This is a genomic window from Vreelandella profundi (genome assembly GCF_019722725.1).
Lineage (GTDB): Bacteria > Pseudomonadota > Gammaproteobacteria > Pseudomonadales > Halomonadaceae > Vreelandella > Vreelandella profundi.
Window position 1 is genome coordinate 3,212,339 of record NZ_CP077941.1, and the last position, 25,972, is coordinate 3,238,310.

The following is a 25,972-nucleotide window of genomic DNA, read 5'->3' on the forward strand; positions in this document are numbered from 1 at the left end:
AGAACGACTTTATCAGCACTTATCCACAAGGACTTTTCATGCGCCGCCCTGTTGATGGTTTCATCGCTCATCCCTCACCTGCCGTTGCTAGGCTACGTTTGTGGGCAGTGCTAGGTTTTTTGCTGCTGCTCTCTGGTTGTGCCACCTTTGCGCCCAGCCCGCCTGAGGATCAAAGCAATATCTGCGAAATATTCCGCGAACAGCCGAGCTGGTACGACTACGCGCAGGAATCAGAGCAGCGCTGGGGCACGCCTATCGCGACTCAAATGTCGTTTATTCAGCAGGAGTCCTCGTTTCGCAGCCATATTCGGCCTGACCGCAAATACTACCTAGGCTTTATCCCTGGCCCGCGCCCCTCTTCCGCTAAAGGCTATGCCCAGGCCCAAGACCCGGTTTGGGAAGAGTATGAAGACCAAGCGGGCAGTCTGTTTGCCCGTCGTACGCACATGAAGCACGCCACCGATTTTATTGGTTGGTATAACCGTCGCTCTCAGCAGCAGGCCGGCATCTCGCTCAATAATCCTGAACATCTTTATTACGCCTATCACGAAGGCGCAGGCGGCTATCAGCGCGGCAGCTATCGCGGCAAGCCGCAAGTACTGCGCGCAGGCAGCCAAGTCGCGGCACGCGCGAGTCGCTATCAGGCTCAGCTCAACGCCTGCGAAGCAGAGTTCCAATGCCGCAAGTTTTATCAAGTCTGGCCGTTCTGCCGTAGCTGAGGAGCCTAACGATGACATTAGCTATTGGCGCGACCTTCGTTTGTGTCGTTTTTTTCACCTCAATGCTCTCTGGCGTATTCGGGATGGCGGGCGGCTTGGTGCTGCTGTGGTTTCTGCTGCTGGTCTTTCCCGCAGGCACTGCGATGGCCGTGCACGGCGTTATACAGCTCACCGCTAATGCTTCACGCGCTTGGCTTTCGCGGCGCTTTATCGTCTGGCGCATCGTTGCCTTGATGGCACTTGGCGTGCTGAGTGCTGCAGGCCTGTTGCTACTGTTCAGCTACAGCCCGAATGCCGCCACCGTATCGTTACTCATTGGCATAATGCCTATTTTGGTATGGATGCCCAAGCGCTGGTTCCATTTGGACGCCAACCGTGCCAGCCACGCGGTGTGCTGTGGTATCGCCTCCGGCGGGCTGACGATTGCGGCAGGGGTTTCGGGGCCGCTGATTGATATTTTCTTTGTACGCTCTCGCATGGATCGGCGACAAGTCGTGGCCACTAAAGCGATGATTCAAGTCGTTGCCCACAGTATCAAAATCCTCTTTTACCTAGGCTCTGCCCTGGCGCTTAGCGCCGGTGAGTGGAGTATTATTCTACTCGCCGCGCCGTTCGCTATTTTCGGCACTCACACGGGCAACCGCATTTTACATCGCCTGACCGATGCTAACTTCCGCACTTGGACCCGCTGGATCGTGACCGGCATTGGGGTTTTCTACTTCCTTCAGGGGGTATTCCTGCTCACCCGCTAGCGTTGAGGCCCTCAAAAGCACGCATGGGATAGCGACCTATACTGACCTTATCTAATGATGGAGGTGCTATGGATTACTACCAGTACCGCGAAGCGCTGGCCGAGACGCTGGCGCAAAGTGAACTGCCCTTTTCAGCGTCGGAATATCAAACGCGGCTAGAAAAGGTGCGCTTGGCCATGGCACACCGCCAACTGGGTGCATTGCTGCTCACCGACCCTGCCGACATTAACTACCTGACCGGCTATCACACCTTTGAGGTCTCGGTGTATGCGTGCTTAGTCTGCACGCAGGAACGCCTCGTACTACAGGTCGCCTCAATCGAAACGGGCGCGGCGGTTGTGACGGCGCGGGTGGATGAGATCATCGGCTACCGCTGGGAAAATCTGGACGAAATCATCTCACCCTTGGCGGATCTGCTCGCACCGCATCAGAACATTGGGATTGATAGCTGGAGTGCGGGGCTGCGCTTTGGCGTTTTTGATGCCCTCACGCAGACGATTGGTCGTGACAGGTTTAGCGAAGCAGGCGAGCTACTTGATAACATCCGCCTAGTGAAAAGCTCAGTTGAACTTGAAGCGCTGCAAGAAAGCGCGCGGATAACCGATTTAGGTCTAGAGGCCGCGATACAAAGCATTCGCCCCGGCATGACCGATAACGATATCGCAGCAGTGGGTGCCAAGGCGTTGCTGGAAAACGGCAGTGAGTTTATGAGCCTGCAGCCGATTGTCACCAGCGGGCATCGTATCGGCGTGATTCACGTCAATCATAAAAGGCGTGTTATTCAGCCGAACGAGCCGGTCTTTTTAGAGTTTGGGGCGGCCTTTCAACGCTACACAGCGCCGATGATGCGCACCGCCGTCACTGGCACTGCAAGCCCTGCCCTGGCGGCGACCAGAGATCTATGCCATTCACTGTTCGAATCGCTGTGTGCCAGCATGCGCCCCGGCAATACCTTCGATCAGGCGGCGCAGACGGCCGATGCACTGCTCGCTCCTCAGCGTGATAAGTTCTTCTTCTCCGGCGTGTTTGGCTATTCCGTCGGGGCACAGTTTCCGCCTAGCTGGGTCGAAGGCACCGGCTATATCGCCAAAGGCCAGATGCGTCCTTTTGAAGCCAACATGGTGTTTCACCTGCCGCTCTGCCTACGAGTACCCGGCCAGTGGGGCGTCGGGTTAAGCGACACCGTTGTGGTGACTGAGCAAGGCGCCAAGCCGCTCACCCATAATGACTGGCAGCTGTTTGAAGCACGCTGAGGCTTTCGTACTCAAACACCAGCGTGCTAAAAATCAGCATTTTAAAAAACCAGCACCGAAACCATGACATTGACAGGCGAAGGGCGTAGCGCTATCGTCAACAAAGATGCAAATGAGAAACACTTATTTTTGCATTTAATCATTGGGCCCAGGCCCTTTATAAGGAGCCACGTGAAGGGTCAATGAGATGACGAGTGAGCAGCGACAGCTTCGCCAGACAGTCATGTTTTTGCGCACCTCTTTTGAAGCGGTACAGCATTCTATTGCTGGCCGCTTAGAAGACCCGCTGCCTTGCTGGATGGATACCAGCATGCTTTCCATGCTGGCGCGGGAGCTCTCACGCTGCGGCCATCAGTCGAAACCGCTATTTTCTGCGTTGACAACAGAACAGCTTTATATTGCCTCCCAGCAGTGCGAGCTGCTGCTCAAGCAGTGCCCTGGCGTACTGAGCAGCGCTGTCTGCTATCGTCAGCTAGCCGCCATCAGGCTGTCGCTGTCGAACGCATTACAGCATATTGATACGCCCACCAAACGCCGGTGGCTCTGGCAACGCAACTAAGCAGAGCCGTTTATTTTAGGCACTCCATGCGTTTTTAACTGGAATCAACACTCTGCCAGTATACGTTTCCATACCCCCTTGATTTATCATGCGTCACGCTAAGTAAGGCGCCAGTAAGCGCTCACGCTAAGACTCATCTCATTAAGGGTACTTCCATGGTTGCAAAAAATGCTGCGCCAGCCTCTTCTGGCTCGCCTAAAAAATGGTATCAGGCAGTTCCTGACCCCATGGTGCTTATCTTTCTTATCCTCGTGGCGACGTATTTACTGACGTTTATTATTCCCGCTGGCGAATTTGAGCGCGTCACGCAAAACGGCCGAACGATGGTGGTCCCCGGCTCATTTACCTATTTGGAAAATGTAGCCAACATTCCACTTTTTAATATTTTTGTGGCCATTCCTGAAGGGCTTGTCGCTGCCTCGCGCTACCTATTTATCGTCTTCATCGCGGGCGGGCTCTTTCATATTATGCAAAAAACCGGTGCATTAGAGAATGCCATTGGCGTAGCGGTTAACCGCGTAGGCGTTGAGCGACGTAACATCATCATCGTGGTCGGCACCTTTATTTACGGTTTTTTTGGCGTCGCCGTTGGCTTTGAAAACAACATTGCCTTAGTGCCGATTGCCATACTAATTGCCAGCGCGATTGGCTGCTCAAGCCTGGTGGGTGTTGCAATGGCCGTTGGGGGCATTGGTATTGGCTTTGCGCTGTCGCCTATTAACCCTTATACCGTGGGCGTTGCTCAAGGTATCGCCGAGCTACCGACGTTCTCAGCCGCTTGGCTGCGTACGCTATTGGTAGTGTCATCGCTGGGCCTGCTCTCGCTGTATATCTGCAAGCGCGTCGTCAACATGGAGTTTGACGAGCCTGACAATGCCGAATCGCTTAGCAAACCGCTCAGCGAATATAGCCTGACTAAGCGCGACATTTTGACGATGGTCGTGTTTGTGGGTGGCTTGGTCGCCATGCTGGTAGGAGTCTTCACCCGCGGCTGGTACATCAATGAAATTGCCGGCGTTTTCCTGATTCTGGCGATCCTCATTGGGGCGATTAACGGCCTGTCTGCGAATGGCATTGTTAAACAGCTGATGGAAGGTGCCGCTAGCGTCACTGCCGGAGCGCTGGTGATTGGGGTGGCGGCATCTATTCAGGTGATTCTTGAGCAAGCGCTAATTATCGACACCATTGTTAATGCGTTAAGTACGCTGATCGACGGCATTCCGTCGGTATTTGCTGCCATTATGGCCAGCGTAGTACAGGGCGTTATCAACCTGTTTATTCCTTCTGGTTCCGGCCAGGCGCTCGTCACTATGCCAATTCTTATTCCTGTTGCTGATCTCGTTGGCATGAGCCGCCAGCTGATGATTACTGCGTTTCAGATTGGTGACGGCTTAACCAACCTCATTATTCCTACGTCAGGCGGTACGCTGGCCATGCTGGCACTCGGGCGTGTGTCATACGCTCAGTGGCTAAAAGCGATTCTGCCCTTTATGGTGATGGTGTACGGTCTGGCGTGGGTCGCGCTAATCATCGGTCATTTAGTAGGTTACTAAGCGCAGCAGACTGCCAAAAAAGATTCGATTGGCGTTAACTAGTAAACTGGTCTATTCTGCGCCTTACTTGTTTATCATAGCGTTCCAAAGGAGCTTATTTGATGGCTTTCGAAACACTCTTTACGCCCATTCAGCTGGGCAGCCTGTCTCTTCCTAACCGCATTATCATGGCGCCGCTGACTCGTTCACGTACCCCGGACAGCGTACCCGGCAAGATGCAGGAAGCGTACTACGGCCAACGCGCGGGCGCAGGGTTGATCATCAGCGAAGCCACCAACATTTCTCCCACCGCCCGTGGCTATGTTTATACGCCAGGCATATGGACTGATGCCCAAGAAGCCGGTTGGAAAGGTGTGGTCAGCGCGGTGCACGCTAAAGGCGGCCGCATTGCACTTCAGCTATGGCACGTTGGTCGTGTTTCACACGAAATGGTTCAACCGGACGGCCAGCAGCCGGTTGCGCCCAGCGCGCTGAAAGGCGAAGGCGCCCAGTGCTTCGTCGAGTTTGAAGACGGCACTGCGGGCCAGCACCCCACCAGCACACCGCGTGCGCTGGAAACCGATGAGATCTCGGGCATTGTCGACGACTACCGCCAAGCGGCTGAGCGCGCTAAGCGTGCTGGTTTCGACATGGTGGAAGTCCACGCTGCCAACGCCTACCTACTCAATCAGTTCCTAGCGACCGGTTCTAACAAGCGTACCGACCAATACGGCGGCTCGCTGGAAAACCGTGCCCGTTTCCCGCTGGAAGTTGTCGATGCGGTGGTTGAGGTATTTGGCGGTGATCGGGTGGGCATCCGCATGACGCCATTTATCGAACTGTTCGGCCTGACCGACGATGAGCCGGAAGCCATGGCGTTTTACATGGCAGAACAGCTTTCCAAGCGTGGGCTTGCCTATCTACATCTAAACGAACCCAACTGGGCCGGTGGCGATATCACTTTCCCAGACGGTTTCCGTGAGCAGATGCGCGAGCGCTTTAGCGGCAGCTTGATTTACTGCGGCAACTACGATGCAGAGCGCGCGGAAAAGCGCATTGGCGAAGATACCACTGATGCTGTTGCCTTTGGCCGCCCGTATATTGCCAACCCTGATCTGCCGGAACGCTTTCGCGTTAACGCATCGCTCACCCAGCCGAACCATGAAACGTTCTACGGCGGTGACGAAAAGGGTTACACCGACTATCCGTTTATGGATAACGGCTATGACCGTCAGAGCTAAATCAGCATGCGCTTAGTGCACGGCTAAACGGTTATGAGAGAAAAGCATCACTGCTGGGAGAATATAGCAATTTCTATGTAATTTTATCAATTCCTGGCTGAAAGCCCCATGAAGGTTGTCTTCATGGGGTATTCTGGTTTTTACACAGTGTGTATTTTTGTGTGTAAAATAGAAGTAGTAGAGATTGCTCTTGCCATCTCGGTATAGACTTGGCCGTCTTCATACGGTTATAAGCGGTCTTTCAGCAAATTTTAATATAATGCCGGAGGCGAGCAAGTTTTTGTGGCGTTAGCTGAAGCGGCAACAGAAATATTGTCTCTCCTTGGCAGCATTGTTACCACCTAATCCAGCAGCACATATCTAACGTCACTTATATAAACTGAATGAGATGAAACAAAGGCCCTAGCAGCATCCACCTCCGATATCGCACTAGAAACACTAAAATTAACGGATTCTGAACCTTCTTCCTGATGATTTCGAATTCCTATTAAGTGATCAGTATATTCGTCGGAGAAGCAGAGTATTCGGCTATTAAATGGTTTGACGAGGTTGTCAAAAACATAGCTGGAGTCCGCAAGCATATTCCTTGACCTATTCCCCTTGAATAGTTCCATACGGAAATGAACCTGTTTAATAGTTCTCAAGCTTCGATTTTGTACTCGAACTGCAATAGGATTGGACGGCGAACATTGCTTTGCTATCCCCTCTCTGTCAATAGATGCCTCTATGTTCTGGCCATATAGAATAGCAAGCACGCCCAGTGAAGTTGCGGAGATAACAAAAATCCCACTTATCAGTTTCTCCACACCCCTTTTCTTTACTAACATCGATAGCGCCTATATTTGCGATAAATGGGAGCACAGTGAAAATTCATCCGCAACATGCGCTTGTTATACGACTGTTTCACATAACGCGCTCTGCTCGATTATGAGGCTCTTCATGAACCCAAACCTCAATTTCTGTGCCTGCTATTTCAGTGAGCAAATCCGTCGCCCTTTTCCGTGCATTGCCATTTTCCGGGCTGCCATAGATGTAAAGTATTGCCCTCTCATACTCGGCATGATCACGGAAATTTCTTAAAGTTTCGATGTCCGCACGAATTGCCTTATTGTCAGCATGAACCGGTTTAACTTCAATGACCGCATGATTTCCGCCCATATTCCCAGGTATGTGAACTAGAAAATCCGGTTTCACGCTATCCAGATCATTTCCTCTAATTAACCTGTGCCCGGCTTTATCAATCTCTCCTCCAAGAGAATAGTCGCAATTTTTCGGCCAAATGCTACGCAACTGGTGGTAAAGCTCGTAGCAATATACCCTCTCCCTATAAATCGGATCTTCTTGGCCATCTATAGGTAGCTGAAAGTACTGCCTTGGAATCGCAGCGGCAGCTTGGGCAAGTAATTCATTCAGGAAGTGCATCTGACTCCTTCCGTATAATAGTTTATTAATAAGTATTGTGAGCAACAGAATGAAGTGAATATGTAATTCTGGGAGAACGAGCGCAATAGGCCGCCTTAGGCCTTAAGAAGTATCAATACTTCGCAGACAAGCTTGATCGGCTCTAACCTCTCGAATTTTCCAAGAGATTATCCAATAAAAATTAAGTACCGGTAAACTTTTTCAATCACTTACATGAAGTGTTTCTTATAATCATGGAGGAACTCACTTGCCAAGCTAATATCCGCTCCGGCATCTCTTAAGAACATGAACGCCGCTTCAACATCTTGGATGTTTATATCTGGGCTGTAGCTGCTCTGGGCCAGCTGTGACTGCCACCAGAGCACATTCTTTGGATGAGAGTTTTTGATAACCTGGTAGATGAAAAATGTTTTAATTCCAATTTCTAAAACATCTGGGTCTCGACGGCGATCACTTACTGTTGTTAAAAACAACTTCCCTCGCTCAGCTCCCATTCTACTTACCATTTCTTCTACAAATTCAGGCTTGATGTTTATTTCATGCCCTATTCTATCGGCCACACTGTCGTTTTTCTTAAAAAAACCAAACATTATGTCACCTGCCATTATCCATTATGAGAAAGCCTAGTGCGATCATTGAAGACTTTCAATATTTTTGGGATGTCCGCATCGAGTTGACTTTATACCTTCGCTTGACCACTATTCACCGACTTCACCAAGTATTTTTTTTAGCCCTGTCAGGAATCCGCGAGGCAAGATTTCCATACCATACTCATCCTTCACTTGACCCAGCGAATTTGCCTGAAACCCCAGCTTCTCCAGCCACTCCTCGGAGCTGATGGTTTGTAGTGCCTTAATCTCATTGTCAGAGCAAATTCTCTTCAATGATGGAAGCCAATCTACGCTGCCTTCAGTCTGGGATTCAGTGAATGCTGTGGGGCGCTTATCAATGATGATTTTGGTTTGATTCTTAAGCATACTGGCTTCGCTTTTGTAGCGATCCCGCTCACGAATGATCTGTCCAAAGAGAGCACGCACAGCCGTATCGTCGATACGCTCTAGCAGCTGGTAATCCTGACCGGTTTTCTTGGCTGGCCCCATGGGCGGCTTCTTGGTTGTTGTCTGGGCCTTCACGGCCCAAGCTTCGATCAAGTCACGATAATGCTTATTCGCGGTTGCACGAATAGACTGGTAACCCACTCCGCCATTTTCCTCTGACACTCGACCGATTGTGGTGACGGAGAAATCTCGTGCACCCGATTCGTAATAGTGCTTGAGGGTCTTACTGAGTTTATCCAGTGACGCTTGGGTTTTAGCCGTTTTACCGTCTTTGAGGGTTTCCAAAACAGCGTCAATGTCGATATTCATTCGCCAACCTCCATTGAAGGTATTCGTTTCATGGAGCTAGGCGACAGCTTGACTGGTGTAATGTTCTTCACTGCCTCAAATCCGGATTTCAGCAGCCCGGCATCACTCAGGTACTCTTGCGCTTCGATGTAGTTTGCTGCGATTCGATAGCCCTCCAGCTTGTTATCTGGATCGGCAATCTTCGCCATCTTCCGCATGATGGCATTGCCCGCGATAAGCTGGGCGTGCTCGTCCATTTCAAGAAAGATTGGCTGATAACCGGAATAAGCCATCATGCGGCTCAGGGCATTAGTGCGCTTTGCGATAGCTGGCGTTTTGCGAAGATCATCGTGCAGGTCGGGGTAAAACTCAGCATCCTCACACATCAAGGATAAGTGCAGTAATTCTGAGTTTGTTTCGATGAACTTCATGCTGACGTTGAGATCCTCCGGAGAGCCAACTGCGATAAGCTTTTGAGTTTCATCGTCTTCTTCGCGATGATTCTCGATTTTAATCACGCGGTTGATCAGGTTGAAGGTGGCGATATAGTCCTTCACATACTCATCAGATTCCACTCGCTGCTTTTCGTAGCGGCGCTCCAATGCCTGCAATTCGCTATTTTTGAGGAACACTTCGCCTGCTTCCTCGGCTATGAATAGTTCATCCTTCAGCGCCTCTAGCTGCCCCTCGATTTCAACGGCCAGCTCAGCCGCTTGATGGGCCTTGTAACTGATCTGATTGAAATGGGCATTAAGCGCTGGAAGGTAGGTGGCATCGGTGATGAACCAGCGGCACCGAGTACAATTTTCAGGTCCGTGTGGTACAGGGCCATAAACCCTTGATTGTGCCGATTCTGAATCTCTGACAAGGGAGCCGCCATTCCAGCAACCGCCCAAGGTAGACAACTCATCAGAGCGTACTGAGTTACCTCCAACCAGGCATAACCCTGTTGCTCGTTCCTCCCATCCAATTGGATTCCGATTTGCGAGCACTGCTTCCACAGAATTGTATTTATCGCTGTTATACGCACTGCGGAGTTGGATTTGATTCATCTCTGCATCTTCGAGGAAGTTACGAAGCGAGACTTCACCTTTTTCAACCAAAGCGGCGTCAGCCTCTTTCATCTTCTCGGCCATGACGGAAGGGGTGATCTTATTGTAATAGATCGTCATGAGTAGTCGGGTATGCCCTGCAAGAAGCTTGGAAATCACCGGCAATGGCAGGTCGGTGTCCATCGTATAGCAGGTAATTAGGGAGACCCGAAGGCTATGAAGTGGGTATTCCGTTGCTACTTTTGCGGTTTTTTGCCCTTCATAATCCTCACCGTAGTCTTTCACGAACCGCAAGCATTTTCCGTTAGACAGTGTTTGACCCGTCCGGAACACATCTTTTTCCAACTTGTACAAAAGGCGATACCAAGGGGAATACACTGTATTTTTAGCAATTGGAAAGTGTGAATTACTCTCTCGAAATAGGAAAGAGAATTCGCCCATCGCTTCCAATTGTTTCTTGGATTTTACTGCGCCTATATGCGACCGCCCAAGCTCTGTTCCTTTGGTTAACCGATCAATGGGATTGTATTTTTCCTGCCAGTTGCGTAGCTTTTCCAGCCAATATAGAAGCTCTTCATGCTGCCAAGGGATAGTGTATCCACGCTGAATTTCATCTTTATTCTGATCGGCGGTTTTGTTGGTAGAGACATAGAGCCCCGTAGAAAAGCACTCGCTCATTGAGTCATACATCCGCCGAAACACGCCTTTTTGGTATGACCGTTTAGGGGAGCCGTATTTGAACGCATGCAGTGTGTTTTCGCTCCATTGACCTTGTTCGTAACGCCACGTATCACCTTCCCCCGAGTCAAGAAATCGCACCTGGAAGGTGCGTAATGGCATATGCAGCTTGGTAAACAGAAACATCGCCATCACGGGCGACCAGATTTCGTGGATCTCAACAAACTTTCTCAATGTTCCGATTTTTCGAAAAACCATTCGAGTGCGAGCAATGCAGTCAGGATCGCTGGGGTCAATCCTCTCCGGAGGAACCTCCATCCAAGCTAAATTGCCGTATTGAAGATGGTTGATTGTCCAATGCCAGTCTCGAAAATGATGGCCCACCCATGGTGTATTATTGCCGGAGTCACCAGTTGGATACGGGCAGAGAATTTGCCTTAGTTGCTGGATATAGCGATAAGGCAATGGGCTGTGAACGGTCTCAGTATTCGATGTAAATTTCTTAATTCTCTCAAATGGATTTCTGAGCAGGGGCGTTGGAGCCCCATCATCATCTTCGGTACTCAAATGCTGCTCCAGGATGTAACCGCATAGTTCAATCACATAAGCAACGAATTTTTGGTTTGCCGCTTTTGATCCACATGCAAGCAGATAGACATTAAACTCTTCGCTAGACACTTTGTGACCACCTTGATGCCCCTTAAACATCGTCGTTACATCGACGGCGTAAGGGGCCTTTGTGTTTAGGTAGTTCAGAAAATGTTTTAACGCTTCCATTCGCCAGCTCACGCCTTGGTCTTTCGTGGCGAGCCATTCGGCGCCGTACTGCTGCCATTGAAGCCATTCCGAACCAAAGTCTTGAGTGACCCATCCAAGCGTCAGGTCGGTGGTATATCCTTTGCCGTTCATCTTTTTTGGCACTGTTAGCGCTTCCCTAGACGTGGTTTTTTGCCCGTCAAGTTGCTGTTTGGGTCGATATCGTTAAAGCCGTGTTCTGCCAGCGTCTTCCAATCAAAGGGTGTGGCGGTTTTAGATGTCGCTGAACCCAATTGAAGTTGCTTAGATGCCTGGGAAAGCGCTTTTGACGCCTTGGCGTTTGATGGCAGGGTGTAAACAACTTGCGAGTCCAAACTTTTGTGATGCAAGCACTTTTTCCTTATGAGCGGATCGACTTCAGCATCTGTCAACCTGCGCCCATAGTTATGGCGATGCCCATGGGGGTCTAAGCCTTCAGCCTTATTAGGTTCCAGGCCGATTCGCCTTAGTCCCGACGCATAACTCTGGTTGAAGGCGTTGTAGGTATAGGGGTTTCCTAAGAACCGGGAATCGAAGTTGATGAACGCATAAGGGTGGTGGCACTGCACGGAGGCCCGGTAAATCAGATACTGTCGCCACAGGGACATGAAGACCCGCGCAAACTCCTGTGGGAAGAAATACGCCTCCAGGTAGCCGTCCTTGTGATCAACTACCTTCGACTTCCAGCCGAGATGCTGGGTGCTTTGCATCTCCTGCCGTGGCGAACGCGCATATTTTTCTTGCAGGTAGGCCTTGCGGGTCTTTATTCCTCTCCGGCTTTTCCAGCCTTCAGGCGCTACACCTTCTACCTCGTTGTAGATTCTCACGATTGCCTGATCAGGATCGGAGGGGTTTTCAAATACGTCAGTGACCCAAAGCAGAAGTGCCTCGCTACGTCTGAATCCCGCACCATGCACAAGAAGCAGTATGAGCTTGTCTCTCAAGGCAACACGCGGGTCTTTCGCGCCGCCCAAACCGTTCAGGTAAAAGTCTTCAAACTTGCTCGAAGGGAAGGCTATGGCGTCATCTTCTGTTTTCGCCAAAGGCGTTCTGCCTTTGATGCTGCGTGCTCTTTTTACTGTGGCATTGATCGATTTGTCTTTGATATGCCCCAAAAAGTCGTTCTGATTCCGGCGGAACCAGGCAGCATATTGGATGCGCTCCTCATGACGGGTAGCTGTTCGTAGGTTATTTAATGGTTTTCCCAGGCCTTTATCAGAGACCCAGCTAGTGAAGTTTGTCAGGTGGCTGATGTGTCGAGCTACCGTGCCTGTGGTTGCCGGAATCCAGTAGAGTCCTGAAGGGTCTAGCCCATTCTCACCTACGGTTCCGCTGTAAAGCCTTCTGACAAAAACCGAAAACATCTCTTCTGGACTATCAAACATGTCTTTGTTGGCATCCATGAACTCAATCAGCAGTATGATCGACTGGATATGCTTGTTGATAGTGGAAAGTGAGGTGCCATTGAGGTGTAGGCTGAGTACGTAATCTGTAACAGATTGCAAAACGCCTTCGTCGGTCAGAATGATAGGAATATCAGTGGTCACGCCGCTGTTGTCCTGTGCGATTTTGGCAATGACTTTCGTGGCGATCATAGCTGTTCCTTACATGAACTACATATATTACACTACACGCCTACATGGATATCAAGCATAAAATAACCCCCTAAGAAGGAGGTTATTATCAAAATTACATACTTTTAAGCACTATACGTACCATACGTGATGCTTTTTTTATGCCTACTCCTTTTCAAACGCTGGTAGGCTATGACTCTTTGCGCTAACGGAGCAGCGTTAAAATGCTTGAATCACTGATTGTGTTACTGATTTCGATAGCGCTGGTGGGATTAACGGCGAGTACCGGCGCGCGCTTTCGGCCTGACAGCTGGTATCGCGAATTGAATAAGCCTTCCTGGACACCGCCAGATATCGCGTTCCCGATCGCCTGGGGAATACTGTATATATTGATGGCGATAGCCGCATGGCGACTGTATATGGCCGATGAATCATCTTGGCGAACAGCGGGTTTAGCCGTTTACGCACTACAGTTACTCGTTAATGCTGCGTGGTCTTGGCTGTTCTTTGGCCGTAAGCAGATTGTTGCAGCGCTTGCCGATATCGTGGGGCTACTGAGCCTGATAACGGTCGCTATTGCGCTGTTTTCCCAGGTAAGTACCCTAGCCGCATGGCTAATGGTGCCCTACTGGCTGTGGGTAGCTCTTGCGCTGGCACTCAATGCATCTATTTGGCGGCTGAATCGACGTTAATTGAATGAGCAAACATCACGAGATATTCCAGGGCGGGCGGCTCAATGCTGATCGAGCCGCCCGCCACTGACGCTACTTACATCAGCGTGTTATCCCTTAAACAACGCCCTGGCTGCGCAGGTAGTCGTCATAGCTGCCGCTGAAATCGACAATGCCTTCCGGCTGCATATCAATAATGCGCGTGGCCAGCGATGACACAAACTCGCGGTCGTGGCTCACAAACAGTAGCGTGCCGGGGTAGTTTTCCAAAGCCAGGTTTAACGCTTCGATAGACTCCATATCCAGGTGATTGGTCGGCTCATCCATCAGCAATACGTTGGGCTGAGTAAGAATTAACTTACCAAACAGCATACGGCCCTGCTCACCACCGGAAATAACCTTCACCGACTTGCCGATATCGTCGCTGGAAAACAGCATCCGCCCTAGTGCGCCGCGAACTACCTGCTCGCCACCATTGGTCCAGCTAGACATCCACTCAAACAGCGTAGCGTCGACAGCGAAATCATCGCTATGATCCTGGGCAAAAACACCCACATCAGCGGCTTCCGTCCATTTCACTTCGCCAGCATCCGGGTGCAACTCGCCAGCCAGCGTTTTAAGCAGCGTGGTTTTGCCGATACCGTTGGGCCCGATAATGGCAATACGCTCACCGGCTTCAACGGTCATGGATAAGCGCTTAAACAGCGGCGCGTTGCCATCGTAGGCTTTGGTAATCGCATCCACATTCACAGCGTTACGGTGGATTTTTTTGGCCTGATCAAAACGGATAAACGGGCTAACGCGGCTGGAAGGCTTAATGTCTTCGAGCTTGATTTTATCGATTTGACGCGCACGCGATGTGGCCTGCTTGGCTTTCGAGGCGTTGGCAGAGAAACGGCTAACAAACTGCTGTAGCTCAGCAATTTGCGCTTTTTTCTTGGCATTATCAGAGTGCTGACGCTCGCGAACGGCGGTAGCAGCGGTCATGTAATCATCATAATTACCGGGAAACAGAGTAATCTCACCGTAATCCAGATCCGCCATGTGCGTGCATACGCTATTCAGAAAGTGGCGGTCGTGAGAAATGATGATCATGGTGCTGTTGCGCGCTTTAAGCATATCTTCCAGCCAGCGGATCGTGTTGATATCCAGGTGGTTGGTAGGCTCATCCAGCAGTAACACATCAGGATCAGAGAACAGCGCCTGGGCCAGCAATACACGCAGTTTCCAACCAGGCGAGACTTCACTCATCGGGCCAGTATGCTGCTCAATAGGAATACCCAAACCCAGCAGCAGTTCGCCAGCGCGCGGCTCGGCGGTATAGCCGTCCAACTCAGCAAAGCGTACTTCAAGGTCAGCGACGGCCATGCCGTCTTCTTCGCTCATTTCTGGCAAGCTATAAATACGCTCACGTTCAGCGGCTATTGACCACAGCTCAACGTTGCCCATGATCACGGTATCGATTACCCGCTCGTTCTCAAACGCGAACTGATCCTGGCGCAGTTTACCTAGCCGCGTGCTGCTATCCAGCATCACCTGGCCGGAAGAGGGCTCCAAATCACCACCTAGAATTTTCATAAAGGTGGATTTTCCGCAGCCGTTTGCGCCAATCAGGCCGTAACGGTTGCCGTTGTTGAATTTAACGGAAACATTTTCAAACAGGGGCTTAGCCCCAAACTGCATGGTGATATTGGCGGTTGCGATCACAAAAGGAGCCCAGTTAGCGTGTCATTTACTATACGAAAGGCTCGCGATTCTACGCGCTCTTGGGCGCGTATTCATCCATCATCCGTTAGTGGTTTCAGGCAATTGCCGGAATATCGAGCAGAAAGCGTTCACCATCAATCGCTTGGCGCAATCGAGTGATCAAAATATCGACAATGCCAGGGTGCTCCCCTACAAGCCGAGTAACGCTTACCTCTAAGTGTGAATGTCGCTGCTGGGCCGCTGTGTAAATCTCAGCAATGTCTCCACCCTCACCTGCATGGCGCCCTGGCGAAAGAAACAGCATGGCTAAGATAACCGGGCCGGCGCTGAATTCAGGCGAGTCCAGCAGGCTTTCCAACAGCGGCTCGTTAAAGCGGTACTCTTCACCCTCACGGCGCTCCATAGAAGCAGCGGTAACGCTAGTGACATCCTCACCCAGCAGCACGCTAAGCTGCCCCGCTAAGCGATTACGTACCGCAGTGACCTCAGGGATCGGGCTGCCGTGATCGACCAAGGCCACGCGAGGAGCGGTGCCGGTCGGGTACTTTTCGCGCACGTTATCAGCCAGTAAATGCGCAAGGCGCAGATCGTTATCGCCGCGTTCATCGACCAGCGGCTGGGCCACGCGTATCTTAACGTGTGGAAAGCGCGCCTGTAGTGTAGCCATGCGTTCAGGCAGATAGCCGGTGAGCGCTTTACTCGGCCCGAAAAAAAACGGTAAAACGATAATCTCCGTTGCCCCCTGCTCGGCGCTGCGCTCAGCGGCGGGGCCAAGCGTCGTCGCGGGAAGTCCTTCAACGGCTTCCACGGGAATCTTATTGGAGTGCAGGAGCGAAGCAGCCTGTACGTTTTCACCCATCTGTTGGCTAAGCATAGACGCCACGCGACGCAAGTTGAGCGTTGCCTGCGGGCGTAACGAGCCGTTATCCACCAAAAAAATTGCGCGCATGCCTGCCTCCTGCCGCCGTTAGATAAGCGATCACCAGTGACATGATAAGCTAGATTATTGTCTTATAACGCACTGGCTCGCACTGTTATTTACAAAGCCATAGGTATTTATAAAACTAGGTATTTATAAAACTATAGGTATTTACAAAATCATAAGTATTGATAAAACCATAGGGTGCTTGATAACGATGTTAGATACCACAGCCCTTAATCAGCAAAGAAATTTCTTCGATGGCCATTCGAGCCTATGGCTGTTCGGCTACGGGTCGTTAATCTGGAAGGCTGACTTTGACTATCTAGAGCGCCGTTCGGCGTATATTCACGGCTGGGAACGAAGGTTTTGGCAAGGCTCCCACGACCACCGCGGTACTCCTGAAGCACCGGGGCGTGTTGCCACACTGATTCGTGCCCAAGGAGCAGTTTGCCACGGCATGGCCTATCGCATTACGCCAGACGTACTCGCGCCGCTGGATACGCGGGAAAAAAACGGCTATTTGCGGGAAAAAGTACCGCTCACCTTTGTTGATGGCAATGTTGGTGACAATGGCGATGCCGCTGAGCAAAGCGAGGGGCTGATTTATTTGGCCAGCGACGACAATCCGGCCTTTTTAGGCGAGGCGCCGCTTGCCGATATTGCCCAGCAAATTGCTTATGCACACGGGCCCAGCGGCGCTAACGCAGAGTACTTGCTAAACCTTGCAACCGCCCTACGTGAACTGGGCGCAGAAGACGCCCATATCTTTGCGTTAGAACACCAGTTGAAGCTTCTTTAACGTTACCAGTAGCTTGGGTAGCGGCGATGTCGGGCAAGATTATTAACTAATATCGCGATGATCAGCATCAGTACGCTGCCGGCCCCGATCGGCAACAGCGGGTACCACCAGCCCAATTGATGAACGCTTGCGCCACCCGCCACAGCAATCAATGCCGCCGCTGCTCCCGGCGGGTGAACCGTGTGCGTTAACTGCATGCCAAGCACCGATAGCGATACGGCCAGCGACATGGAAAGCGGAGAGGTACCCAGCAGCTGATAGCACGCAACGCCAATGCCTGCTGATAACATACTGCCAAACAGTACGTGGCTTGGCTGAGCAAAAGGACTTTCAGGCGCTGCATAAATCAGCACTGACGTTGCCCCAAAGGAACCTACGATGAGCAGCTGCTGCGACAGCCACGCTGAACTGAGCAAACAAATGACTGCCATACCGGTAAAGGCGCCAAACCAAGACCAACATGCATCCTGCCAACCCACTCGCGCACGCTGTATTCGTTGCCCCCGCATCTTGCCAAGATAAGTTTTCATCGCCATCGCTTTGCACAAAAATAGTGCGACATAATGGCAAATTGCACCAAATAGGCAAATGACAATTGATCATAGCGTTATGAATTAAGTTCAGGCGCTTACCGTCAGTGCGAATTAATGCTTTCCACACAAATACTTAGCAAGCTTAATTAAATCCCAAGATCGAAATTCGGGTTACATCATTAGCCACGAGAGGATAAATAATCCCAGTAAAGTGCGCACAATACCGCCTATCAGTGAGCCGCGCAGAAAGGCGCGCAGCCCGCCCCATAGGATCAATAGGCCCACAATCAGCACGGCAATGCTGAAAAATGAATCATTAATACCTAAAGAACGAGTGAGGCCATCAATAAAATCACCGAAGGCACCAAAGAAGTTGGTGAAAATGCCTAGCAGAAACTCAACCACCACGCGGATTGCTTCGCCGATGGTTTCACCTATTTCGTCAAAAAAGCCGTTTTCCTGCATCGGTAGTACCTAAGGCTGAGAAGGATAAGCATGGCATTGTCAGCTAAAATGCTAGCGCAGGCAAAAACAGCGTCATAAGGCTCAACACTAATAAAGTGTGAGAGCGCCGCGTCGCGTTTTAATGCGTTAACTAACATGGAGATACTGCAATGCCTAGTGTACTCATCACCGGTGCTACTTCCGGCTTTGGTAAAGCCGCCGCCCAACGCTTTGCTAAAGCAGGCTGGTCGTTAATTCTCACGGGGCGCCGAGAAGAGCGACTAAAAGCACTTGAGAAAGAGCTTTCTGAGCACGTGCCCGTGCTAACGCTGACGCTCGACGTACGCGACAGCGCCGCGGTAGCCGACGCCATTGGCAATCTGCCAGAAAGTTTTTTGCCGCTCACCTGCTTAATTAACAATGCGGGGCTAGCGCTAGCGCCAGAACCGGCGCAAAAGGTGGATTTGCAAGATTGGCACACCATGATCGACACCAATATCACAGGGTTGGTCAACGTGACTCACGCAGCGATGCCGCTACTGCTTAAAACCGGGGCTGGTGCGAGCATCTTGAACCTTGGTTCAGTCGCGGGGCAGTGGCCCTACCCAGGCGGACATGTGTATGGGGCGTCCAAAGCCTTTGTCCAACAGTTCAGCTACAACCTGCGCTGTGACCTGCTGGGTACCGGCGTGCGCGTCACCGACCTTGCTCCCGGCATGGCCGAAACCGAGTTCACGCTGGTGAGAACGAAAGGCAATCAGGCGGCCTCCGACGCGCTTTATCAAGGCACCACGCCACTCCAGGCAGAGGACATTGCCGAGCAGCTTTTCTATCTGGCAACGCTGCCCGCGCACATCAATATAAACCGCCTTGAAATTATGTCGGTACGCCAAGCATGGTCATCCTTTGCGATTGATCGCGATCCTAAATAGTTAGCCCTCGCTACCGCAACATTATCCAAGCGACCGCGTCATTGCTTACGATAAGCCATGGCATGGTCGCCTAGCGTCTATTTAGCACCTCTCTAGTCCTACTTTGCGCCCCGCCCTAACTGCCACTATTGCCGCCATCTTCAAGAATGCACGTCCCGTTTCGTTAGTCGCTAAAACTAGCTGCTTAAAGCTAGTCACTTAAAACCAGTCGCTTAAAACCAGTTGCTTAAAACCAGTCACTTAAAACATAGCCCGCATGCGTGCGCCTTGGCCAAAGGTCGGGGGGTGTCTGCCTTGACTAAGAAATCCCAAAAGGCTATCTGTTATATATATCAATCGTAGATGATAAATTTATTACTCATTTCCTTGGAACCGCCGTTTTTAATCTCGAGGTTGGCGCATGAATATGAACATGTCGTTTTTACAGGATCTGCTTTCCAACATAAGCGTGCGCACCCGAGGCCGAAGCAGTCTTTTCGGCACGCTGGACAAGAACGCCAGTTCTTTGCAAACCCTTATATCGGCTTGCGATACGCTGATGCATCGTGGCGGCGAGGCCTCGCAAATACTGACCGCACAGCGGGCACTGGAACATTATCGACGCTTAAGCGATGAGGAGAAACTGGCCTTTTTCACGCTGCTGGCCGACGATTATTCCGCTGACCCTGCTCCTATTCATGCCGCTTATCAGCTTTATTGCGAGCATCAAGATAACGCTGCTCTTGAACGCCTCTTTAATGCTTGTGAACCACGCCGACAGGATTTACTACGACGCCTGAACCTGTGCCCGGGCGGCACCTTTGAACTGGTTCACATGCGTGCGGACTTGCTTAAACGGCTCAAGCAGAACCCTGAGCTTTCAGCCTTGGACGCCGACTTTGCTCATCTGTTCGCGTCTTGGTTTAACCGTGGCTTCTTAGTGCTGGAAAGCATCGACTGGAATACGCCGGCAGCGGTTTTGGAGAAGCTGATTCGGTACGAGGCCGTGCATGAGATTGGTGACTGGCATGACCTGCGCCGCCGTTTAGACCCCGAAGACCGCCACTGCTACGCCTTTTTCCACCCGGCCACCGGCGATGAGCCGCTGATTTTCGTTGAAGTAGCGCTTTGCCGCGGCATCCCTGGCAACGTGCAAAAAATACTCGAGCACGGTGAGGAAGTGCCGCTAGACGAGGTGGATACGGCGGTGTTTTACAGCATCAGCAACTGCCAAGCGGGCCTTAAAGGCGTCTCTTTCGGCAACTTCCTGATTAAGCAGGTGGTCCAGGAGCTCAGCCGGGAACTGCCTCAGTTAAAGAATTTTGTCACGCTGTCGCCAATCCCTGGGTTCTCAGCCTGGCTGGATCAGCAGCTGGAAAGCCCGCAGGCTGGCGAGGAAGATGCGCCCGATAGCGGTACTCAGAAAGAGTTATCGCGCCTTGCCGCCACGTATTTAGTCAACGCCAAACATCGCAGTGGTCAGCCGCTAGATCCCGTTGCACGTTTCCACCTTGGCAATGGCGCCAGCCTGCATCGTATTAATTTTCAAGCAGATATGTCCGCAAAAGGCTTGCAGCAATCTAAGGGCCTGATGGTCAACTATCTCTATCAATTAGACCGGATCGAACATAATCACGAGACCTTCAGCCGCGACTATAGCGTGGTATGTACGAGCGACATTCGTCGCTTGGCCAGCCAGGCCAAACAACCATTGAGCTTAGAGCCCAGCGCCTAAGCGTAACGACAACAAGAAGGAGTCCCCATGAGCGACAACCTTTATTTACAGTTTTACCCCCATTTCGAGCGCCAGCCCGACAAAGTGCTAATGCATACCCAGGAAGGCACTGACTACCGTTACGCTGATGTGCTTGCGACCAGCCGCCGCATGGCGAGCGTACTGATTTCCTTAGGCATTACGCCCGGCGACCGGATTGCGGTACAGGTCGACAAAAGCCCTGAAATCGTCATGCTTTATTTAGCATGCCTGCAAGTGGGCGCTGTTTACCTTCCGCTCAATACCGCCTATACCGATAACGAAATTCACTATTTCCTCAGCGACGCTGAGCCCCATGTCTTTATCTGCCGCCCACAGGATCACGCGACCACTCGTGCGACCGCCGAGCAGTGCGGCGTCACGCACATTGAAAGCTTGGGAACGCATGCTGACGGCAGCTTCATGGAGAAGGTGGCAGCAGCAACACAAACGCAGGAGGTGTGTGAAGTGGCTGGCGATGATCTTGCGGCTATCCTTTATACGTCAGGCACGACCGGCCGCTCTAAGGGTGCGATGCTCAGCCACACCAACCTGGCATCCAATAGCCAGGCCTTAACCAAAGCCTGGCAGTATAGCGAGCACGACCATCTTCTCCATGCCCTGCCGATTTTCCATACCCACGGCCTTTTCGTCGCGTGCAATATCACCCTGCTTAACGGCGCCTCCATGACATTCTTGCCCAAGCTGGATGTCGACCAACTGATTGATTTAATGCCACGCGCCACCGTATTAATGGGCGTACCGACGTTCTATAGCCGGCTGCTGCAGTCACCGCGCCTCAGCCGTGAGGTGGTCAGCAATATGCGCTTGTTCATCTCAGGCTCGGCGCCGCTACTGGCGGAAACTCACGAAGCCTTCGAGCAACGCACCGGCCATGCCATTCTTGAGCGATACGGCATGACAGAAACCAATATGAACACGTCTAATCCTTATCAGGGCAAACGCCGCCCAGGCACCGTGGGCATGCCACTATCGGGCGTGGAAATCCGTATTGCTGACCGTGAAAGCGGTGTCTCACTCCCCCAAGGGGAAACGGGCATGGTCGAGCTACGCGGTCCCAATGTGTTTCAGGGCTACTGGCGTATGCCTGAAAAGACCCAGGCTGAGTTTCGCGACGATGGCTTCTTCATTACCGGCGACTTGGGCTGCATCGACGAGCACGGTTATCTGAATATCGTTGGTCGTGATAAAGACTTAGTTATTTCAGGCGGTTACAACGTCTATCCCAAAGAAATCGAGCTCTTGATCGACGATCTCTCAGGCGTCTCAGAATCCGCGGTGGTCGGTGTACCGCATGCAGACCTGGGTGAGGGCGTTATTGCCGTTGTCGTACGCGAAGCGCAAGGCGAGGTTAGCGAAGCCAGTATACTGGCGGCCCTGAGCGATCAGTTGGCGCGTTATAAACAGCCTAAGCAGGTCTTCTTTGCCCCCGCCCTGCCTCGCAATGTGATGGGCAAGGTACAAAAAAATCAGCTGCGCGATACCTTCGCCGACACCTTTGTATCGAAACAGACCGCTGCCAACGCTTAATACTATCCTAAATACTATCCTACGCCGCAGAGGGAAACCGGGAGATAACCCCTGCGGCTAAAATCTATGTAGCAAAAACCTATGTAGCAAAAACCTATACAACGCCACTCAAAATAAAGATAAAACAGGAAGTTAACTATGGTGATCTACGGAGTTGCCCTTCTCGCAGGGTGTATGTTGGTTGGCCTATGGGCCGGAGATGTGCTCGGCATGCTGCTGGATATCGACTCTAATGTCGGTGGCGTGGGTATTGCGATGTTGCTGCTGATTTTTATCGGCGGCTATCTTAGCGACAAGCACAAAATGCCGGCCAGCACTGAGAGTGGCATTACGTTTTGGAACGGTATGTATATCCCCATTGTGGTTGCCATGGCGGCCAGCCAGAACGTCGCGGCAGCTATCGATGGCGGCCTCATTGCACTGTTCGCAAGCCTTGCTGCCGTTAGCGCCAGCTTTGCTCTGATTCCTCTTTTTGGTCGCTCAAGTAAGAAAAAGCCTTCATCAGACGCGCCTTCTACCGATCAGGCTCCGCTATCTGCTCCGTCCGTGGCGAGCAGCCACTCACGCCCTACGCGCTAAAAAGAGGCCATATTTATGCTTGAATCACTGCTTACTCAGCTGGAAAAACAGCACCTGATTGCCGCCTTTGCACTAGTCGGCGGGGCCATGTACCTGTCTTATATTGTCAGCGATAAGCTAACGCGTGGCCGCGTTCATGGATCGGCTATCGCTATCATGGTCGGTTTGATACTGGCCTACGTAGGGGGAATTGCGACCGGCGGTACGAAAGGGCTTGCCGACATCAGCCTGTTCGCGGGGCTAGGGCTGATGGGCGGCGGCATGCTGCGCGACCTGGCCATCATCGCCACGGCGTACGGCGTTCGTTTTCAGGAGATACGCGAAGCGGGAATGAGCGGCGTGGTGGCCTTATTTTTAGGCGTTATCGTGTCGTTCGTTGCCGGTGTCGCGATTGCCTACGCCTTCGGCTACCGCGACCCGGTCATCTTAACCACTATCGGTGCAGGTACCGCCACGTATATCGTCGGCCCGATTGCCGGTGCCGCCATTGGCGCCTCTTCTGAAATTATTGCGCTATCCATTGCTGCCGGTCTGTTCAAATCAATATTGGTTATGATAATGACGCCCATGCTGGCACGTCATATTGGCTTGGATAACCCACGCTCGGCCATGATCTTCGGCGGGCTAATGGGCACTACCAGCGGCGTTGCAGCAGGGCTTGCGGCAACCGACCCTAAGCTTGTTCCTTATGGCGCGATGACGGCGACGTTTTACACCGGGCTTGGCGCATTGCTAGCGCCGTCGGTGCTTTACCTAGCCGTTCGCGCCATTTTCTAACCTGACGACTTGCCGTTAACGTTTCGCCAAAACGCCAATGAGCTCGGGAATGGAAAGGCTCTGATCCTCAACGGAGGTGTAGAGGCTGTGAACAGCGGCGGCAACGCCTCCTTCAACGCCAAGATCATCGGTCATCGTGTGGTAATAGCCCAGGTCTTTACTGGCATTGGCGACGGAGAATCTAAAGCCCGACGGATCGTTCTCAGCAATATAAGGACGCAGCCGCTCTAACACGACCCCGCCGCCGCCGCCGGCGCCTAGCACTTCAAGCAATGCGTTATCGCTGATCCCCGCTTTGCGGGAGGCAGCGGTGGCCTCCGCCAATACCGCCGAAAAGCCTAACGATACAAAATTATGCAGCAGCTTCAGAGTATGGCCCGCGCCAACGTCGCCCGCATGGGCAATGTTTTCCGCAAATCCCTGCAATAACGGGAGCGTTTCATCAAACAGCGCCTTCGGTGCGCCCACGATGAGATTGAGCCGCCCTTCGGCCGCCTCTTTAGGCGTGCGCGTCATGGCCGCATCCATAAAGCGGCCGCCTGCCTCAGCAACTCGGGCAGCGACTTTTTCCGTTGAGCTAGGCAGCGCCGTGGAACAGTCCATCACAATGCTGCCAGGCTTCAATCCTTCCAGCACACCGTTAGGCTCAAAGAGTACGGCCTCCACCTGGGGCGATCCCGTCACGCACAAAATCACCACATCAACGCTCTGCGCCAGCTCGCGTCCTGAAGGCTGTGCGTGGGCGCCGGCGGCTAACAAATCGTCCACGGGCTGATTGCCCGGGTGCTCTAGAAAACTGACAAAATGGCCTGCGCGCTGCAGGCTGCTGGCAATGCCGTGGCCCATCAGGCCCACGCCGACGATGCCTACCTGGCGTTTTGCTGTCATTGGTGTCTCCTTTAAGAGAAAGCGCCTGTTAATGTTTAATCGCAATGGTTTTAATACGCGTGTAACTACGCAGTCCCTCAAAGCCTTTCTCACGACCATGCCCCGAGCGGCCAATACCGCCGAAAGGTAGCTCTACGCCCCCCGCTGCACCGTAATTATTGATAAATACCTGGCCACTGCGAATGCCTTTGGCCAAGCGCAGCTGACGACCGCCATCACGCGTCCAAACACCCGCACAAAGGCCAAAATCAGTCGCATTCGCCAAGGCCAGCGCTTGCGCTTCATCATCAAAAACCTGGACGACCAGCACAGGGCCAAACAACTCTTCGCGCAGTACTTCGTGCCCGTCGGGAATGTTGGTTAGCAGTTGCGGCAGCACGAAGTGCCCGCCAGCCGGTGCGCCATCAGCTAACTGGCCTTTGGCGGCCACCCGAATGCCGTCGACTTCAGCCGCTGCCAAACGCTCTTCCAGCTTGGATTTCTGGCGCGCATTGATCAGCGGCCCGCAGTCGGCATCGGCTTCACCCACATCGCAACGCAGTGCCGCAAACAGCTCAGACAGCGTAGCGACAACGCTATCGGCAATATCGCGCTGTACTAACAGCCGGCTGCCGGCCGAGCAGGTCTGACCCGCATTTTGGATAATGCCGCGCACCACGGCTGGCAGCGCTGCATCGAGATCGGCATCGGCAAAGACCAGCTGAGGTGATTTCCCGCCGAGTTCTAGGGTCACCGGCACATGGTGCTGAGCGGCTGCCTGGGCAACCTGGGTACCGGTTTCTGGCGAACCGGTAAACGACAGATGATGAATATCCGCATGTGACGCAAGCGCAGCGCCTGCCTCATAACCCAGCCCTGGCACTACGTTAAGCGCACCGGCAGGTAAGCCATGATCGGTCGCAAGCTCAGCAAGGCGCAGCACGCTCAAACAGGCATCTTCTGCAGGCTTCAGTACGATGGTATTGCCTGCTGCCAACGCTGCCGCCGCGCAGCGTCCAAAAATTTGTGCGGGGTAGTTCCAGGGAATAATTTGTGCACACACCCCGTAGGGTTCACGCAGCGTCATGACGGCAAAGTCATTTTCAAAGGGAATGGTTTCGCCATGCAGCTTGTCCGCCGCGCCGCCGTAAAAGCGGAAGTAGCGCGCGCAGGCGGCAATATCCCCCTTCGCCTGGGTCATGGGTTTACCCGTATCGGCACATTCAAGCTGCGCCAGCTGCTCGTGATGGGCTTCAATCACGCCTGCAAAGCTCAGCAGCCATTCGCTGCGAAGGCGTGCAGACCAGCCAGACCACTCGCCTAATTGGCCAGAAAAAGCGTTTTGGGCTGCCTGCACTGCGGCGTTCACCTCTTCAGCTTGGCTGCGAGCAATACGCGCCAACGGTTCCCCGGTGGCGGGTGCCTCAACCTGAATCGTTGCAGCGGTATTTATCCACTGCCCGCCAATTAACGCCTGCTGAGGTGGCAAGGCCAACGCATGGGACATAGGTCACTCCTTCATTGTGGCTATATGT

General features: G+C 52.4%; 24 protein-coding genes. 13 read left to right on the forward strand and 11 right to left on the reverse strand.

The annotated features are described in order from the left end of the window. Positions 1-38 precede the first annotated feature (38 nt). The 6 genes from KUO20_RS14695 to KUO20_RS14720 all read left to right on the forward strand — a co-directional run bounded on the left by KUO20_RS14695 (position 39) and on the right by KUO20_RS14720 (position 6,056). Complete coding sequence (locus KUO20_RS14695) at positions 39-719, forward strand: transglycosylase SLT domain-containing protein (protein WP_235040578.1); 681 nt, start codon at positions 39-41, stop codon at positions 717-719. An 11-nt stretch (positions 720-730) separates the two neighbouring features. Next, positions 731-1,471: a sulfite exporter TauE/SafE family protein gene (locus KUO20_RS14700; RefSeq protein ID WP_235040579.1), complete on the forward strand. Its 741-nt coding sequence runs from the start codon at positions 731-733 to the stop codon at positions 1,469-1,471. Positions 1,472-1,539: 68 nt separating this feature from the next. Then, on the forward strand, positions 1,540-2,724 hold the full coding sequence (locus KUO20_RS14705) for a M24 family metallopeptidase (protein ID WP_235040580.1): 1,185 nt from the start codon (positions 1,540-1,542) through the stop codon (positions 2,722-2,724). Positions 2,725-2,911: 187 nt separating this feature from the next. Then, the gene (locus KUO20_RS14710) at positions 2,912-3,283 is read left to right on the forward strand and encodes a hypothetical protein (protein ID WP_235040581.1); all 372 of its coding nucleotides are present in this window, start codon (positions 2,912-2,914) and stop codon (positions 3,281-3,283) included. A gap of 155 nt (positions 3,284-3,438) precedes the next feature. After that, on the forward strand, positions 3,439-4,836 hold the full coding sequence (locus KUO20_RS14715; RefSeq protein WP_235040582.1) for a YfcC family protein: 1,398 nt from the start codon (positions 3,439-3,441) through the stop codon (positions 4,834-4,836). 101 nt (positions 4,837-4,937) lie between these two features. Next, complete coding sequence (locus KUO20_RS14720; protein ID WP_235040583.1) at positions 4,938-6,056, forward strand: alkene reductase; 1,119 nt, start codon at positions 4,938-4,940, stop codon at positions 6,054-6,056. Between the two features lie 903 nt (positions 6,057-6,959). Here KUO20_RS14720 and KUO20_RS14725 read toward each other — a convergent pair. From KUO20_RS14725 to gmtY, 5 genes are all read right to left on the reverse strand, one after another. Beyond that, the gene (locus KUO20_RS14725; RefSeq protein ID WP_235040584.1) at positions 6,960-7,478 is read right to left on the reverse strand and encodes a hypothetical protein; all 519 of its coding nucleotides are present in this window, start codon (positions 7,476-7,478) and stop codon (positions 6,960-6,962) included. Between the two features lie 209 nt (positions 7,479-7,687). Further along, a complete protein-coding gene (locus KUO20_RS14730) occupies positions 7,688-8,068 on the reverse strand; it encodes a DUF1198 family protein (protein WP_235040585.1) in 381 nt (126 codons plus the stop codon). A 108-nt stretch (positions 8,069-8,176) separates the two neighbouring features. After that, positions 8,177-8,845, reverse strand: coding sequence for a gamma-mobile-trio protein GmtX (gene gmtX, locus KUO20_RS14735; protein ID WP_235040586.1), 669 nt, complete (start codon positions 8,843-8,845; stop codon positions 8,177-8,179). Beyond that, positions 8,842-11,475, reverse strand: coding sequence for a gamma-mobile-trio integrase GmtZ (gene gmtZ, locus KUO20_RS14740; RefSeq protein WP_235040587.1), 2,634 nt, complete (start codon positions 11,473-11,475; stop codon positions 8,842-8,844). The genes gmtX and gmtZ overlap by 4 nt, the downstream gene beginning before the upstream one ends. Before the next feature lie 2 nt (positions 11,476-11,477). Continuing rightward, positions 11,478-12,944, reverse strand: a complete 1,467-nt coding sequence (gmtY, locus tag KUO20_RS14745) for a gamma-mobile-trio recombinase GmtY (RefSeq protein ID WP_235040588.1) — start codon at positions 12,942-12,944, stop codon at positions 11,478-11,480. Positions 12,945-13,147: 203 nt separating this feature from the next. Between gmtY and KUO20_RS14750 the strand changes: the two genes are divergently transcribed. Then, positions 13,148-13,615, forward strand: a complete 468-nt coding sequence (locus tag KUO20_RS14750) for a TspO/MBR family protein (RefSeq protein WP_235040589.1) — start codon at positions 13,148-13,150, stop codon at positions 13,613-13,615. Between the two features lie 96 nt (positions 13,616-13,711). Here the strand turns inward: KUO20_RS14750 and KUO20_RS14755 are convergent, their stop codons facing one another. Continuing rightward, the gene (locus tag KUO20_RS14755) at positions 13,712-15,301 is read right to left on the reverse strand and encodes an ABC-F family ATPase (RefSeq protein ID WP_235040590.1); all 1,590 of its coding nucleotides are present in this window, start codon (positions 15,299-15,301) and stop codon (positions 13,712-13,714) included. A gap of 94 nt (positions 15,302-15,395) precedes the next feature. Then, a complete protein-coding gene (locus tag KUO20_RS14760) occupies positions 15,396-16,250 on the reverse strand; it encodes a sirohydrochlorin chelatase (protein ID WP_235040591.1) in 855 nt (284 codons plus the stop codon). Positions 16,251-16,437: 187 nt separating this feature from the next. Between KUO20_RS14760 and KUO20_RS14765 the strand changes: the two genes are divergently transcribed. Then, positions 16,438-17,022, forward strand: coding sequence for a gamma-glutamylcyclotransferase (locus KUO20_RS14765; protein ID WP_235040592.1), 585 nt, complete (start codon positions 16,438-16,440; stop codon positions 17,020-17,022). Positions 17,023-17,024: 2 nt separating this feature from the next. Here KUO20_RS14765 and KUO20_RS14770 read toward each other — a convergent pair whose 3' ends face one another. Further along, positions 17,025-17,552, reverse strand: a complete 528-nt coding sequence (locus tag KUO20_RS14770) for an HPP family protein (protein WP_235040593.1) — start codon at positions 17,550-17,552, stop codon at positions 17,025-17,027. A gap of 174 nt (positions 17,553-17,726) precedes the next feature. Continuing rightward, the gene (locus KUO20_RS14775) at positions 17,727-18,020 is read right to left on the reverse strand and encodes a hypothetical protein (protein WP_235040594.1); all 294 of its coding nucleotides are present in this window, start codon (positions 18,018-18,020) and stop codon (positions 17,727-17,729) included. A gap of 149 nt (positions 18,021-18,169) precedes the next feature. Here KUO20_RS14775 and KUO20_RS14780 point away from each other — a divergent pair, with 149 nt between their 5' ends. From KUO20_RS14780 to madM, 5 genes are all read left to right on the forward strand, one after another. Beyond that, positions 18,170-18,931, forward strand: coding sequence for an SDR family NAD(P)-dependent oxidoreductase (locus KUO20_RS14780; RefSeq protein ID WP_235040595.1), 762 nt, complete (start codon positions 18,170-18,172; stop codon positions 18,929-18,931). 406 nt (positions 18,932-19,337) lie between these two features. Further along, positions 19,338-20,645, forward strand: coding sequence for a malonyl-CoA decarboxylase (locus KUO20_RS14785; RefSeq protein WP_235042494.1), 1,308 nt, complete (start codon positions 19,338-19,340; stop codon positions 20,643-20,645). Positions 20,646-20,672: 27 nt separating this feature from the next. Further along, positions 20,673-22,214 carry a malonate--CoA ligase gene (locus KUO20_RS14790; protein ID WP_235040596.1) on the forward strand — a complete coding sequence of 514 codons (1,542 nt, stop codon included), beginning with the start codon at positions 20,673-20,675 and terminating at the stop codon, positions 22,212-22,214. Between the two features lie 138 nt (positions 22,215-22,352). Further along, positions 22,353-22,793 (forward strand): malonate transporter subunit MadL, encoded by a 441-nt coding sequence (madL, locus tag KUO20_RS14795; RefSeq protein WP_235040597.1) that lies wholly within the window; start codon positions 22,353-22,355, stop codon positions 22,791-22,793. Positions 22,794-22,808: 15 nt separating this feature from the next. Beyond that, entirely contained in the window at positions 22,809-23,570 is a 762-nt protein-coding gene (madM, locus tag KUO20_RS14800) for a malonate transporter subunit MadM (protein WP_235040598.1), read from the forward strand. A 15-nt stretch (positions 23,571-23,585) separates the two neighbouring features. On the opposite strand, the gene KUO20_RS14805 is transcribed toward madM, so the two are convergent. Together KUO20_RS14805 and KUO20_RS14810 are read right to left on the reverse strand one after the other, a co-directional pair. Next, on the reverse strand, positions 23,586-24,458 hold the full coding sequence (locus tag KUO20_RS14805; RefSeq protein ID WP_235040599.1) for an NAD(P)-dependent oxidoreductase: 873 nt from the start codon (positions 24,456-24,458) through the stop codon (positions 23,586-23,588). 28 nt (positions 24,459-24,486) lie between these two features. Continuing rightward, positions 24,487-25,944: an aldehyde dehydrogenase family protein gene (locus KUO20_RS14810; RefSeq protein WP_235040600.1), complete on the reverse strand. Its 1,458-nt coding sequence runs from the start codon at positions 25,942-25,944 to the stop codon at positions 24,487-24,489. Positions 25,945-25,972: the final 28 nt, after the last annotated feature.